Below are 13,146 nucleotides of genomic sequence, written 5' to 3'. Positions count from 1 at the left end.
GTGTTAGCGCGCGGGGTCAAGCACACCACCCAGCGAGGCATTGCGCCGAAACCAGCCCGCAATACTGGTGCGCGGGCAGCGAGTAGGCAGCACTTCATGGGGAATGGTTTCAGATAGAAAGCAGGCGAAGGTGCCCGCTTCGGGTATGACACGGGCGACCTCTTGGCTGGGGTCGTCAGGATGGTAAATCACCATTTCACCGCCGCCATCGCTTGGCCAGTCGGGCGTCAGATAACCCACGGTAGAGATCACGCGGTTAGCGCGGCCGCGGAAGCTATCCACATGGCGCTGATAAAAAGCGCCGGGTGGGTAGTGAGCGAAGTGGGCTTCGTACTCAAATAAACCCAAAAACAACGCATGGTTGAGCGCCTGCTGCAATTCGCGCATGGCATCTAAATAACGCCGCTGGGCGGCGCTTTCACGGTCCAGCCAATGAATGGCGTCACCGCGGATATCCTTACGCAACAGGTGCTGCTGGCCGCGGCCAATGCCCGCTTCGTCCAACCCGTTATAGGCCGCTCGATGCAGTAGTTCATGGTTCAGTGCTTCACAGAGCTCAAGGTCAATCACCTCGCGGCCCACATACCAGCCCTGCTCAACCAGCGCATCGACAAGGGCAACTTGCGTCGCTGGCTGGAGCGCAGGCGAAAACGTAGCAACACTGGGGGTCATTTGTTGGATCTCGATGGGGCTGGGCGGGAAGTGTTAGTAGATGGAGAAGAGAGACGAGTTTTACGTTCCGGATAATGGCGCAGCGGGCCCAAGGGGCGTTGATACAGATCAATCGGCATCCCAAAGCCTTCGGCCAATAGCTCCACCAGCATCATCGCTGAAAGTCCCCAGATGACGTGGCCGTCCACGTGATAGCTGGGCACGTAGTGCGCCACGCCATCGACAGTGATGACATCGGTATGGGTGCGATGGTCGTCCAGGAAGTGGCTGAGCGGCACTTCAAAAATAGCGTCTAGCTCACCTGGGTCGGCCACCAGCGGTAAATCAGGCGGAATGATACCGACCCAAGGGGTAACGCGAATGCCGTGCAGCGAAATAACATCCGACAGCCGCCCCAGGGGTTGTACCAGGGTTGGGTCGAGGGCAATCTCTTCCTCTGCTTCGCGCAGCGCAGTGGCGTAAAGATCAGTATCGAAGGGCTCGCGCTTACCACCAGGAAATGCTACTTGGCCGCTATGCGTACTCAAATGGCTGGCGCGGCGGGTAAACAGCAGGGTAGGTGCTGGCCGGTCGACAATGGGCAATAGTACCGCAGCCTCGGGCATTACCACGTGGTCTAAGCGTTGAGGCGTCAGTTGTTGCAGCTGATTGCGAAGTTTCTCTAACATAGGGCATCCAGTAACTTTGTTCTCTTTTACCCAGCAGCGGTCATTGACGTCAAGCGCGTCGAGGCTTCTATTCACTAGCCGTTGAGAATACGCGATGAACTTTTGTAGCCACTGTGGTGATAAGGTGCGTTTTGCAGTCCCCGAAGGCGATGATCGCCCACGCTACCTGTGCGATGCCTGCGGGACGATTCACTATCAGAATCCACGTATTGTGGCCGGCACGCTGCCCGTTAGCGGTAGCAAGGTATTGCTCTGTAAGCGTGCAATTTCACCGCGCAAAGGCTACTGGACGCTGCCTGCTGGCTATATGGAAAACGCTGAATCAACCCAGCAGGCTGCCGCCAGAGAGACCCGCGAAGAGGCCTGTGCCGAGGTCAAACTGGCCAACCTCTATACCCTGATTGATTTACCGCATATCAATCAGGTGTATATGATTTTTCGTGCCGAACTAATCGGCGGCTTCAGCGCCGGACCGGAAAGCCTGGAAGTTGCGCTATTTGAGGAACACGAAATTCCCTGGGATGCACTGGCCTTTACGACCATTGAGCGCACACTACGGCACTTTTACGCTGACCGCCCCCATAACGAGTTTCCGCTACATATCAGCATGGTGACGCCCGAAGATCGTGAGCGCTATTTTGGCAGTGCCTAAGCTATCCAGTTGATAACGTAAATATACGGCTATAGATCGGCTAACTGCCATACATCATAAGCGACTTCTTCATAGGGGTGAGCAAGTTTCAAGGCCGCGATAGCACCATGGATGTGTGCGTCATCACAGACTAGTTCCACTTTGAACTCTTCGACTTTTTCTAAGCTGCCCACCGAACCAATGTGCGGGTGGGCACCTTCGGTCGGGCGAAACTGCCCCGTACCACGGGTTTGAAAACAGACACTCTCGTACGCACCTATACGCCCGGCACCAGCTTCAAACACGGCTTGCTTAACGCTGTCGGCATCTTCCACGGGAACAAAAAAAGCCAATTTGTACATGCTAATCCCCTCTGCAATCCATTCATCATCAAGCGCTGTACTACACGTATGTTAGCGGATAGACGACTACTAGTCGCGGGCTTAGCTTTGTATGATGATGTTTCAGTACTCATTAAGTGAGCCATTGTATGGATAAATTTGAGGTAAAGCTGGACCAGGCGGCCAGGGCCGCCTGGATGTCTTACGTGGGGGGAATGACCCAGGATGAGATTGCCAGCCAGTTGGGTGTTTCACGGCCTGGCGTGCAGCGCTTGTTGGCGCTGGCCCGCCAGGAGGGGCTGGTGAAAGTGCATATTGATCACCCGATCTCTAACTGCATGGCGCTAGGCAGCACGTTGCGTGATCACTTTGGTTTGACCTACTGCGACGTGGTCCCTGCCGATAACCACGCCGCCGAAAGTGCCGCTTCTTACCTAGCTGTGGCAGCCGCCGAGCGGGTGGCGCAGTTGGTTGAACGCAGTGAGCCGTTGACGCTTTCGTTAGGCACCGGGCGTTCGGTGCGGGCAGCGGTAGAAGCGCTCAGTCGTGTTGAGCGGCCTCAGCATCGCTTTGTCTCGTTAGTGGGGAATGTTGCCCGGGACGGCTCGGCTAACCGTTACGATGCGGTGATGGTGATGGCGGATAAAACCGGCGGTGAACGCTTTTTGCTACCCGCACCAGTGGTGGCGGAAACGCTTGTTGAAAAAGAGGCGATGCTGACGCAGCGGTTATTTAAAAAAATTGCCGATGTGGCGCGCGAGTCCGAGGCTGCTTTTATTGGCGTTGGGCGCATCGACCGCCAGGCCACGCTGTTTCAAGATCACTTTATTAGCGAAAGCGAACTAGATGAGTTACTGGGTTTGGCAGCGGTAGGGGAGCTGCTTGGCTGGCCGCTGAATAGCGACGGCGAGGTGATCGACTGCTCGATTACCCGGCGGGTCACTAGTCTGCCCCTGGAGCGCTTTGGCAAGCACCATATGGTGGCGATAGCGGGAGGGCGTGAAAAAGCCCCGGCGATTCATGCCGCGCTGCGTGGCCGTTGGTTGAAAGGGTTGGTGACCGACGAAGCGGCTGCTAGGCAGATTGTAGAGGCGCTCTAGGCCTTTAAAACCGAAACGAGTGCGCTGCAACATGCAGTAAGGGTAATAAGTTAGCGTAAAGTCTAAGCCGATCGGCTTTGCTTTTTTTTGTCTTACGTACGATCATTTGTTCGGTTGATGATCAATAAGATCAAGGCGACAACAATGCCAATACAAGCCCATAGGAGTGCTTTATGCGACTCGCACGTCACTTGCCCGTCACCACGCTAGCGGCCGCCATTGCCATATCGAGCCATGCCCAGGCGCAAACCGAAATCACCGTGGCCACGGTTAATAACAACGATATGGTGATTATGCAGAGCCTCACCGAGGCGTTCGAAGAAGCTCACCCGGACATCACCTTGGATTGGGTGGTGCTTGAGGAGAACGTTCTACGTCAACGCATGACCACCGATATTGCCACCGGTGGCGGCCAATTTGACGTCATGACCATCGGTACTTACGAAGTGCCTATCTGGGCAGAGCGCGGCTGGCTGTCACCACTGGATAATCTACCCGAGGACTACAACGAAGATGACCTGCTGGCCTCCGTGCGTGATGGCTTGAGCCTGGATGGCACGCTACACGCGCTGCCTTTTTATGCCGAAAGCTCAATGATGTACTACCGCCAGGATCTGTTTGATAAGGCGGGCATCGAAATGAGCGAGCAGCCCACCTGGGAAGAAGTACGCGAGTGGGCTGGCGAACTGCATGGCAGCGAAGAGGGCTTGGCCGGTATCTGTCTGCGTGGTAAGCCGGGCTGGGGCGAAAACATGGCCTTTGTTTCCACCCTGGTGAACACCTACGGCGGTCGCTGGTTTGATGAAGAGTGGAATCCGGAACTCAACTCTGAGGCATGGGTTAACGCTATCCAGTTTTATGTCGATCTGCTTAACGATTACGGGCCGCCAGGCGCAAGCTCAAACGGCTTTAACGAGAACTTGGCGCTGTTCGCACGCGGCAACTGTGCCATGTGGGTCGATGCCACCTCGGCCGCTGGCAAGCTGTATGACGGCAATGAATCCGATGTGGCGGACAGCCTAGGTTTTGCCCCAGCGCCTATCGCAGAAACACCCAAAGGCTCGCATTGGTTGTGGTCTTGGGCGCTCGCGATTCCGGCCTCTTCCGAAAAACAGGAAGCAGCGCTTGAGTTCATTACCTGGGCCACCTCAGAAGACTACATTGAGCTGGTGGGTGAAACGGAAGGCTGGACCAGCGTTCCCCCGGGCACTCGTGAGTCTACTTACGCGAACGAGCAGTACACCGAAGCGGCACCTTTTGCTGATTTCGTTTTAAAGGCCATTCAAGAAACCGACCCGAATGACTCAACCCTAGAACCCAACCCCTACGTTGGCGTACAGACGGTCAACATCCCCGAGTTCCAGTCCATCGGTACTCAGGTCGGTCAGACTATCGCCGCTGCGTTAACCGGCGACACGACGGTAGAGCAGGCGCTAGATAACGCCCAGCGTGCCACTGAACGCACGATGCAGCGGGCGGGCTACATCGAACGCTAAAACGAGACCAGCGCCTGCCTGTTCACTTGGTTACTGACAGTGAGGGCAGGCGCTTTATCGATGTTGTCTAGCCGTTTTCGTATAAAGCCTCGTATTTCGCAGGTAATCCCATGACTAAAACCCGTGCTTCCGGCCGTACTGTTGGCGGGCTGAGAACGCTTGCACTTCAAGCCCCAGCCGTGACGCTACTGTTGCTTTGGATGATTGTGCCACTAGGCATGACGCTATGGTTCTCTTTCCAGCGTTATAACCTGCTAATGCCCGGCATGACCGGCTTTGCCGGGTTGGAAAACTATGAATATCTTCTCACCGACCCTGCCCTATGGGCCGCTATGGGCAACACGCTGTTGCTGGTGGGGTGGGTGCTGGCGATTACCGTGGTGGGCGGCACCCTGCTGGCGGTGCTGTTTCAGCAGGAGTTTGCGGGACGCGGGATAGCTCGTGTGCTGGCGATCTCGCCGTTTTTTGTCATGCCCACCGTGAGTGCCCTGGTGTGGAAAAACATGATGATGCATCCCTCTAACGGGGTGCTGGCGTGGCTGGCTGAATCCATTGGTCTGCCCGCTGTTGATTGGTTCTCCTCGCTGCCGCTGACCTCCATTGTGATCATCGTGGCCTGGCAGTGGCTGCCGTTTGCGTTGTTGATTCTGCTCACCGCGATGCAATCGCTGGATGAGGATCAAGTCGAAGCCGCCCGTATGGACGGGGCAGGGCCAATAGCGATTTTCTTCTTTATCACGTTGCCGCATCTAAAGCGGGCGATCAGTGTGGTGATCATGATTGAAATGATCTTCCTGCTGACCATCTTTGCCGAGATTTTCGTCACCACCTCCGGTGGGCCTGGCTTGGCGACCACCAATTTAGCTTATCTGATTTATATTCGTGCGCTGCTCGATTTTGACGTAGGCACTGCGTCCGCCGGTGGGGTGATCGCGATCATTCTCGCCAATATCGTGGCGATCTTCCTGGTCCGTATGGTGGCCAAAAACCTGGAAGATTAGACCGGCACTTGTGTCTTGGGAGTACTTCGATGACAACATTAAGTTCCAAAACGGCGGCGCCACGTTCGGTGTCAGGGTGGCGTTCCCCACAGGCTAAACGCGCCTTTCTGACGATCTTGGGTTGGTCAGTAGCGCTGGTGATTTTCTTTCCCATTTTCTGGATGATCCTCACCGGTTTTAAAACCGAATCAGCGGCTATTGCTGATCCTACGCTGATTTTTTCGCCCACTCTTGAGAGCTACCAAGAGGTGCAAGAGCGCTCGGGCTATGCACGCTTTGCCCTTAACAGCGTGGCGGTGGCATTTGGTTCCACCTTCCTGGCGCTGCTGATTGCAATACCGTCTGCCTATGCGATGGCTTTCTTGCCCACCAAGCGTACCAAAGGAACGCTGCTGTGGATGCTCTCCACTAAAATGCTGCCCTCGGTGGGCGTGCTGGTGCCGATTTATCTGATCTTCCGCGATGTTGGCCTATTGGATACCCGAACGGGGCTGATCATCGTTTACACGTTAATGAACCTGCCGATTGTGGTGTGGATGCTTTACACCTTCTTCAAGGATATGCCCAAGGACATTCTTGAAGCGGGGCGTATGGATGGCGCTTCGACACTGCAGGAGGTGATGTTTCTACTGCTGCCGCTGACGCTGCCGGGCATCGCTTCAACGGGCCTGCTATCGGTGATTTTGAGTTGGAACGAGGCGTTCTGGAGTCTCAACCTGACTACCTCAAATGCCGCGCCGTTAACCGCTTACATCGCCTCATTCTCAAGCCCTGAGGGGCTGTTCTGGGCCAAACTATCTGCCGCTTCCACCATGGCGATTGCGCCTATTTTGATACTCGGTTGGATGACGCAAAAACAAATGGTACGTGGCCTGACCTTTGGCGCCGTCAAGTAAAGGATATTCCTCATGGCAACACTACAATTACACAATATTACCAAGCGTTTTGGCGACACCGAGGTGATCAAGGGCATCGACCTTGAGGTGAATGACCGCGAGTTTGTGGTCTTCGTTGGCCCTTCCGGCTGCGGTAAATCCACACTGATGCGCATGATCGCCGGGCTGGAAAGCGCTACTGACGGCGATATTTTGATCGACGGACAGCGTATTAATGATGTTGGTCCAGCGGACCGCGGCCTCGCCATGGTGTTTCAGAGCTACGCGCTTTACCCGCATATGACGGTGGAAGGCAATATGGGCTTCAGCATGCGCTTGGCGGGGGTTCCCAAAGAGGAGCGCCGCGCCAAGGTGCTGGAAGCGGCCAAGATTCTGCAGCTAGAGCCGCTGTTAGACCGTAAGCCCAAAGCGCTCTCCGGCGGTCAACGCCAGCGCGTGGCGATTGGCCGGGCGATTGTGCGTAACCCCAGCATCTTCCTGTTCGATGAGCCGCTCTCCAACCTGGATGCCGCGCTGCGGGTACAGATGCGCATTGAGCTGGCGCGCCTGCACGATGAGCTGGACGCCACCATGATCTACGTCACCCATGATCAGATCGAAGCGATGACCATGGCGGATAAAATCGTCGTGCTCCACGACGGCGTGGTAGAGCAGGTAGGCTCGCCCATGGCGCTCTATCATCACCCCTGCAATCGCTTTGTGGCGGGGTTTATTGGCTCACCGAAAATGAACTTTCTGCAGGTAACGATGACTGGCGTAACGCCTGACGGGGTGGCTATTCGTTTGCCCGGTGGCGGTGAGCGCAGCGTGCCCGTCGATGGACAGCACCTGGCGCCTAACGCCGCCCTTGAGCTGGGTGTTCGTCCAGAACACCTGGTGCTCGATGAGCAGGGACCGCTGAGTGGACAGATCAAAGTGCTTGAGCGCCTCGGCGGCCAAACCTCGCTGTACGTTCAGATGGATGACGAGCTAATCACCATCATGGCCGATGGCGATGTGGCCTACCGGGTTAACGATACCGTTCACTTTGGCTTCGCCCCCGAGCGTGCCCACTTGTTTGATACTGACGGGCTGGCCTTGCCAAGCCTGGAGCAGCACCCGCTAGCAGGGCTGACCCGCCAAGATAACCGTGCCCCTGGCTCGCCTTCTGAGGAGCCTGCATGAGGACGCTCATCTTTGACTGCGATGGCGTGCTGGTCGACAGCGAAGCCATCGCGGAAGGCACGCTGGTGGCGTATCTCTCCCGGTGGCTGCCCGACCTGAATATTGACCAGGCGCTGGGCCAGGCCCTGGGGATGACCACGGCGGCTATTCTTGCGCATCTCGAAGCGTTAAGCGCCCACACACTGCCGCTTGATGCCACCGAACAGGTGGACATCGCCATTGAGGCGCGCCTGGCGCGGGAACTGAAAGCGATAGAGGGGGCGGATAAGGCCGTTCGCGGCATCGCGTTGGAAAAAGCGGTAGTTTCCAACAGTCGGCGCAGCCGCGTACTGGCGTCATTGGCGAATACGCGGTTGGCAGAAGCCTTTGGCAACGTGCCTATCTTTACTGCTGATCAGGTGGCCAATCCCAAGCCTGACCCCGCGCTCTACCAATTGGCAGCCTCCCAGTTAGGCCAAGTGCCCCGGGACTGCCTGGTGGTGGAAGACAGCGTTGCCGGGGTAACCGCCGCTCATGCCGCGGGCATGTGCGTAATCGGTTTTGTCGGCGCCAGCCACGTGGATGCTGAACAGTCGGCACGCCTTACCCAGGCCGGTGCCTGGCGAATTTTAGAGCACATGCACGGCCTGGCAGCGTTGGTGGACGAATGGCAGACCCATGGCGCCAGCTTGCCACATGCTAACGGCGTGCCTATTCATCGGAGATAGCTATGAAACTGATCGATAAAACCGCAGTGATTACCGGTGGCGCTCGCGGCATCGGCCTGGCCATTGCCCAGCGTTACCTTTCAGAAGGCGCCAATGTCGTGGTGGCCGATATTGACCGTGGCGCCATCGACGATGCCGTAGCGACACTGCAGCAGCTGGGGCTCGCCGAGAAGGTGATGGGAGTGGCACTAAATGTCTGCGATCAGAGTTCGATTGATGCCATGGTAGAGGCGGTGATGCAGCGCTTCGGCGGTATCGATATTTTGGTCAATAACGCCGCGGTATTTGATATGGCGCCTGTGCTTGAGGTGACCGAGGCGAGCTTCGACAAGCAGTTTGCGGTTAATACCAAGGGCATGTTTTTTACCCTGCAAACGGTTGCCCGTTCCATGGTAGCCCGTGGCCAAGGCGGGAAAATTATCAATATAGCCTCCCAGGCGGGGCGTCGTGGTGAAGCCCTAGTGAGTGTTTACTGCGCCAGCAAGGCAGCCGTCATCAGCCTCACTCAATCCTGCGGGTTGGATCTGATCAAACACGGCATCAACGTCAACGGCATTGCTCCCGGTGTGGTGGATACGCCGATGTGGGAGGAAGTCGACGCACTCTTTGCCCGTTACGAGAACCGTCCGCTTGGCGAGAAGAAACGTCTGGTAGGCGAAGCGGTTCCATTTGGGCGCATGGGCCTGCCGGAAGATCATACCGGCGCAGCGGTGTTTCTGGCCAGCCAGGACAGCGATTACGTAGTTGCCCAGACGCTTAATGTCGATGGCGGCAATTGGATGAGCTGAGGTGGCCATGACGCCTGATCTTGATGCCTTAGCACAACAGATTATTAGCGCCGCTGACGGTGCATCGCGCTACTTGGTAGCGCTGGCAGGGCCGCCAGGGGCGGGGAAATCCTATCGCAGCGCCCAGCTCTGCGATGCCATTAATCAGCGTTTGCCGGGCCAAGTCGGTCTGGTGCCCATGGACGGCTATCACTTCGATAACGCCGTGCTGGGCGAGCAGCAGGTGCCGCTTAAAGGCGCGCCTCACACCTTCGATGTGGAGGGGCTGCGCTGCGACCTTGAACGCATCCGTCAGGCTATCCATCCGGTAGCGGTACCGGTCTTTGATCGCCCGCTGGATCTCGCTCGTGCAGGTGGGCGGCTGATCACGCTTAAGCAGCGCATCGTGATCGTCGAAGGCAACTATTTGCTGCTGGATCGCACTCCCTGGCGCGACCTGCGCCCACTATTTGATTGGACGCTATTTATAGACGTCGATGACGACGTGTTGGTTGAGCGATTGATCAATCGCTGGCTTGAGATGGGCCAGGACCGCGCCGGGGCGCTGGAGCGGACCCACCACAAAGATATGCTCAATGCGCAATTGGTAAAACGCTGCTGTTTAACGCCTGACCAGCGCTGGCGCTAGCGTTTTTGTAACCGTTTTAGTCACTTTTATTATCCCCATCGCGCCAAGTAGGCCTTGGCTGGAGAGTACCCATGACCCAACTTAACAATCACAACCTGGGCAATCTAACCGCCGATGTTGCTGTGCCTCACTATGACCGCAAGGCGCTCACCCCCGGTATTGTGCATATCGGCGTAGGCGGCTTTCACCGTGCCCATCAGGCGATGTATCTGGATGCACTGATGAACCAGGGCGAAGCGCTGGATTGGGGGATTGTTGGCGTGGGCGTGATGCCCGGCGACAAACGTATGCAGCAGGCCTTGGCAGCACAGGACTATCTCTACACCCTGGTGGTCAAGCACCCTGACGGCCAGTACGAGCCGCGGGTCATTGGCAGTATGGTGAATTACCTGTTTGCACCGGACGATACCGAGGCGGTGATTGAGCAGATGGCCGACCCGGCGATTCGTATCGTGTCGCTGACAGTGACCGAAGGCGGCTACAACTTTCATCCGGTGAGTGGCGAGTTCGATCTCGATAATCCTCAGGTATGCGCCGACCTTGCTAACCCCACCCAGCCGACCACCAGCTTCGGGCTCGTGGTGGAGGCGCTGGCCCGCCGCCGTGCACGCGGCATTGCACCCTTTACCGTTATGTCCTGCGATAATATTCAAGGTAACGGCGATGTCGCTAAACGTATGTTCGGCGCCTATGCCCAGGCGCGGGATTCCGAGTTAGGTGCCTGGCTGGAAGCCGAGGTGGCGTTTCCCAACGCCATGGTGGATCGCATTACCCCAGTGACATCACCTACCGATATTGATGAGCTTAATCAGCGCTTTGGCGTCGAGGACGCCTGGCCAGTGGTTTGCGAACCCTTTACGCAATGGGTGCTGGAGGACCACTTTCCCCTTGGCCGCCCAGCGTTTGAAAAGGTAGGCGTTCAAGTTGTTGAGGATGTCGAACCCTACGAGCTGATGAAGCTGCGCCTACTCAACGCCAGCCATCAGGCGCTGACCTACTTTGGTTATTTAGCGGGATACCGCTACGCCCATGAGGTATGCCAAGATCCGCTGTTTGTTGATTTTCTCTTGGGCTATATGCGCGAGGAGGGCACACCAACATTGGCGCCAGTGCCGGGGGTTGATCTTGAAGATTATCGCTTAACGCTGATTGCGCGTTTTGCCAACCCGCAAATCAAAGATACCCTGGCACGGCTCTGCGCCGAGAGCTCTGACCGGATTCCCAAATGGCTAGTGCCGGTGATTCGCCAGCAGTTGGCCCAGGGTGGCGAGATAGAGCGCAGTGCCGCCGTGGTGGCCAGTTGGGCGCGCTACGCTGAGGGGGTGGACGAGCAGGGCGAGCCGATTGAGATTGTTGATCGTTTGAAGGCACCGCTAATGGCCATTGCCGCTGAGAACCGCACTCGACCCACGGCCTTTATCGAAAACCGCGAGTTGTTTGGTGATTTGATCGACAGCGCCCGCTTTGTTGAAGCCTATATAGCAACTCTAAGTTCACTGCACGAACGTGGCGCACGCGCTACGCTAGAGGGTCTGGCGTCATCCAAAGGAACAGTGTGATGTATATCGGGGTAGATTGCGGTACCCAAAGTACCAAGGTGGTGGTGGTCGACGTTGAACGAGGCATGATTCTGTCGGAAGCAAGCCGCCCCCATCGCTTGGAAGAGGGCGAAAATGGCCGCCGCGAGCAGGTACCGGCCGAGTGGTTGGCGGCCCTGAAAGGCGCATTCTTTGCCGCCCTCGATAAAGCCGGGGTCTCGGCGAGTGAGGTGCGTGGTATCGGCGTTTCCGGCCAGCAGCACGGCATGGTGGCGCTCGATGCGGATGGTGCGCCGGTCTACCCCGCCAAGCTGTGGTGCGATACCGAAACCAGCGCGCAGAATGCCGAATTAGTTGCCCGCCTGGGCGGTGAAACGGGCTGCCTGGAAAAACTGGGGTTAGTGCTGCAAACCGGCTATACCGCCTCAAAGGTTGCCTGGCTGCGTGAGCATCACCCAGATGCGTACCACCGCATCGAAAGCCTGCTGCTACCCCACGACTATCTCAATTTCTGGCTTACCGGCGAGCGGGTCACCGAAGCGGGCGATGCCTCGGGTACCGGCTACTTCGATACCCGCAAACGCTGCTGGCAGTTGCAGGTATTTGAGGAAATAGCTCCCGAGCTAGACCCAGCGCGGGTGCTGCCCCGTTTGTTGGAAGCCCATGAGCCGGTTGGCGTGGTGCGCCAGGTAGTCGCACGTGAGCTGGGCCTTGGTGATCAGGTTGTTGTCTCTTCCGGTGGCGGCGACAACATGCTGGGCGCCATTGGCACCGGCAATATTACCCCAGGGTTGATCACGCTGAGCTTGGGCACCTCCGGCACCGTTTGCGCTTACTCGGCCACCCCCGTCGAGTGTGACAACGCCATGGTTGCGAACTTCTGCTCCAGCACCGGTGGCTGGCTGCCGTTGATCTGCACCATGAATGTCACCTCGGCCACCACGCGGGTACGCGAGCTGTTCGGCCTGGACCTAGCCGCGTTTGGCGAAAAAGTAGCCAGCGCGCCCATCGGCGCCGAAGGCGTTACCGTGCTGCCTTTTTTCAATGGCGAGCGGGTGCCAATGTTGCCCAACGCCTCAGCAGACTTTCTTGGCCTGACCAGTTTGAATACCACCCAGGCTAATTTATGCCGCGCCGTGGTGGAAGGCGCCACTTTCGGGCTACGCTATGGGCTGGAATTATTGGGTGATTTAACCGCAGGGGCTAGCCAGATCCGCCTGATCGGCGGAGGTGCGAATAGCCCAGTATGGCGACAGATGGTGTCGGACATTACCGGTACCCAAGTGATTTGCCCCGAAATTACCGACGCGGCTGCCCTAGGGGCGGCGATACAGGCGGCCTGGTGCGACCAGCGTGCAGAAGGCGTAACCCTGGAAGCGCTGTGTGAGAAATTAGTTCACCTGGATGCCCAGTCACTGGCTGACCCCCATCCTGACCGTGTGGCCGCGTACCAACCGATTTATGCACGTTATTGCGCAGCACTTGAACAACGCCATGGCGGCGCTTAAAAGCATAT

At 57.2% G+C, this 13,146-nt stretch carries 14 protein-coding genes; 11 read left to right on the top strand and 3 right to left on the bottom strand.

From position 1 onward, the window contains the following. Positions 1 to 3: 3 nt before the first annotated feature. Both HUO07_RS12070 and HUO07_RS12065 read right to left on the bottom strand, forming a co-directional pair. Entirely contained in the window at positions 4 to 672 is a 669-nt protein-coding gene (locus HUO07_RS12070) for a 2OG-Fe(II) oxygenase (RefSeq protein ID WP_008958204.1), read from the bottom strand. Continuing rightward, entirely contained in the window at positions 669 to 1,340 is a 672-nt protein-coding gene (locus tag HUO07_RS12065) for a CoA pyrophosphatase (protein WP_008958203.1), read from the bottom strand. Before HUO07_RS12065 ends, HUO07_RS12070 begins: the two co-directional genes overlap by 4 nt. Before the next feature lie 94 nt (positions 1,341 to 1,434). Between HUO07_RS12065 and HUO07_RS12060 the strand changes: the two genes are divergently transcribed. Further along, positions 1,435 to 1,992, top strand: coding sequence for an NUDIX hydrolase (locus HUO07_RS12060; protein ID WP_176303769.1), 558 nt, complete (start codon positions 1,435 to 1,437; stop codon positions 1,990 to 1,992). 29 nt (positions 1,993 to 2,021) lie between these two features. Here the strand turns inward: HUO07_RS12060 and HUO07_RS12055 are convergent, their stop codons facing one another. After that, positions 2,022 to 2,333 (bottom strand): YqfO family protein, encoded by a 312-nt coding sequence (locus tag HUO07_RS12055; protein ID WP_176303768.1) that lies wholly within the window; start codon positions 2,331 to 2,333, stop codon positions 2,022 to 2,024. Positions 2,334 to 2,461: 128 nt separating this feature from the next. Here HUO07_RS12055 and HUO07_RS12050 point away from each other — a divergent pair, with 128 nt between their 5' ends. From HUO07_RS12050 to xylB, 10 genes are all read left to right on the top strand, one after another. Continuing rightward, the gene (locus tag HUO07_RS12050; RefSeq protein ID WP_176303767.1) at positions 2,462 to 3,412 is read left to right on the top strand and encodes a sugar-binding transcriptional regulator; all 951 of its coding nucleotides are present in this window, start codon (positions 2,462 to 2,464) and stop codon (positions 3,410 to 3,412) included. 173 nt (positions 3,413 to 3,585) lie between these two features. Continuing rightward, positions 3,586 to 4,908: an ABC transporter substrate-binding protein gene (locus HUO07_RS12045; protein WP_176303766.1), complete on the top strand. Its 1,323-nt coding sequence runs from the start codon at positions 3,586 to 3,588 to the stop codon at positions 4,906 to 4,908. Between the two features lie 110 nt (positions 4,909 to 5,018). Beyond that, the gene (locus tag HUO07_RS12040; RefSeq protein WP_176303765.1) at positions 5,019 to 5,909 is read left to right on the top strand and encodes a carbohydrate ABC transporter permease; all 891 of its coding nucleotides are present in this window, start codon (positions 5,019 to 5,021) and stop codon (positions 5,907 to 5,909) included. A 29-nt stretch (positions 5,910 to 5,938) separates the two neighbouring features. Beyond that, positions 5,939 to 6,805, top strand: a complete 867-nt coding sequence (locus tag HUO07_RS12035; RefSeq protein ID WP_176303764.1) for a carbohydrate ABC transporter permease — start codon at positions 5,939 to 5,941, stop codon at positions 6,803 to 6,805. Between the two features lie 12 nt (positions 6,806 to 6,817). Further along, the gene (locus HUO07_RS12030; RefSeq protein WP_176303763.1) at positions 6,818 to 7,969 is read left to right on the top strand and encodes an ABC transporter ATP-binding protein; all 1,152 of its coding nucleotides are present in this window, start codon (positions 6,818 to 6,820) and stop codon (positions 7,967 to 7,969) included. Then, positions 7,966 to 8,676, top strand: coding sequence for an HAD family hydrolase (locus HUO07_RS12025; RefSeq protein WP_176303762.1), 711 nt, complete (start codon positions 7,966 to 7,968; stop codon positions 8,674 to 8,676). Before HUO07_RS12030 ends, HUO07_RS12025 begins: the two co-directional genes overlap by 4 nt. A 2-nt stretch (positions 8,677 to 8,678) precedes the next feature. Next, positions 8,679 to 9,464 carry an L-iditol 2-dehydrogenase gene (locus tag HUO07_RS12020; protein ID WP_176303761.1) on the top strand — a complete coding sequence of 262 codons (786 nt, stop codon included), beginning with the start codon at positions 8,679 to 8,681 and terminating at the stop codon, positions 9,462 to 9,464. A gap of 7 nt (positions 9,465 to 9,471) precedes the next feature. After that, the gene (locus HUO07_RS12015; RefSeq protein ID WP_176303760.1) at positions 9,472 to 10,092 is read left to right on the top strand and encodes a nucleoside/nucleotide kinase family protein; all 621 of its coding nucleotides are present in this window, start codon (positions 9,472 to 9,474) and stop codon (positions 10,090 to 10,092) included. A gap of 71 nt (positions 10,093 to 10,163) precedes the next feature. Then, positions 10,164 to 11,651 carry a mannitol dehydrogenase family protein gene (locus HUO07_RS12010; RefSeq protein ID WP_176303759.1) on the top strand — a complete coding sequence of 496 codons (1,488 nt, stop codon included), beginning with the start codon at positions 10,164 to 10,166 and terminating at the stop codon, positions 11,649 to 11,651. Then, on the top strand, positions 11,651 to 13,138 hold the full coding sequence (gene xylB, locus HUO07_RS12005) for a xylulokinase (RefSeq protein ID WP_176303758.1): 1,488 nt from the start codon (positions 11,651 to 11,653) through the stop codon (positions 13,136 to 13,138). Before HUO07_RS12010 ends, xylB begins: the two co-directional genes overlap by 1 nt. Positions 13,139 to 13,146: the final 8 nt, after the last annotated feature.

Origin of the sequence: Vreelandella maris, assembly GCF_013371085.1 — a bacterium.
GTDB lineage: Bacteria > Pseudomonadota > Gammaproteobacteria > Pseudomonadales > Halomonadaceae > Vreelandella > Vreelandella maris.
The sequence above is the reverse complement of the archived record's forward strand: the minus strand, read 5'-3'. Positions and strand labels throughout refer to the sequence as shown.

Bases quoted from the DNA above. Each gene is read 5' to 3' on its own strand.
- HUO07_RS12060 (WP_176303769.1), top strand. From the start codon at position 1,435: ATGAACTTTTGTAGCCACTGTGGTGATAAGGTGCGTTTTGCAGTCCCC.
- HUO07_RS12040 (WP_176303765.1), top strand. From the start codon at position 5,019: ATGACTAAAACCCGTGCTTCCGGCCGTACTGTTGGCGGGCTGAGAACG.
- HUO07_RS12065 (WP_008958203.1), bottom strand. From the start codon at position 1,340: ATGTTAGAGAAACTTCGCAATCAGCTGCAACAACTGACGCCTCAACGC.
- HUO07_RS12035 (WP_176303764.1), top strand. From the start codon at position 5,939: ATGACAACATTAAGTTCCAAAACGGCGGCGCCACGTTCGGTGTCAGGG.
- xylB (WP_176303758.1), top strand. From the start codon at position 11,651: ATGTATATCGGGGTAGATTGCGGTACCCAAAGTACCAAGGTGGTGGTG.
- HUO07_RS12030 (WP_176303763.1), top strand. From the start codon at position 6,818: ATGGCAACACTACAATTACACAATATTACCAAGCGTTTTGGCGACACC.
- HUO07_RS12015 (WP_176303760.1), top strand. From the start codon at position 9,472: ATGACGCCTGATCTTGATGCCTTAGCACAACAGATTATTAGCGCCGCT.
- HUO07_RS12010 (WP_176303759.1), top strand. From the start codon at position 10,164: ATGACCCAACTTAACAATCACAACCTGGGCAATCTAACCGCCGATGTT.
- HUO07_RS12070 (WP_008958204.1), bottom strand. From the start codon at position 672: ATGACCCCCAGTGTTGCTACGTTTTCGCCTGCGCTCCAGCCAGCGACG.
- HUO07_RS12055 (WP_176303768.1), bottom strand. From the start codon at position 2,333: ATGTACAAATTGGCTTTTTTTGTTCCCGTGGAAGATGCCGACAGCGTT.
- HUO07_RS12045 (WP_176303766.1), top strand. From the start codon at position 3,586: ATGCGACTCGCACGTCACTTGCCCGTCACCACGCTAGCGGCCGCCATT.
- HUO07_RS12025 (WP_176303762.1), top strand. From the start codon at position 7,966: ATGAGGACGCTCATCTTTGACTGCGATGGCGTGCTGGTCGACAGCGAA.
- HUO07_RS12050 (WP_176303767.1), top strand. From the start codon at position 2,462: ATGGATAAATTTGAGGTAAAGCTGGACCAGGCGGCCAGGGCCGCCTGG.
- HUO07_RS12020 (WP_176303761.1), top strand. From the start codon at position 8,679: ATGAAACTGATCGATAAAACCGCAGTGATTACCGGTGGCGCTCGCGGC.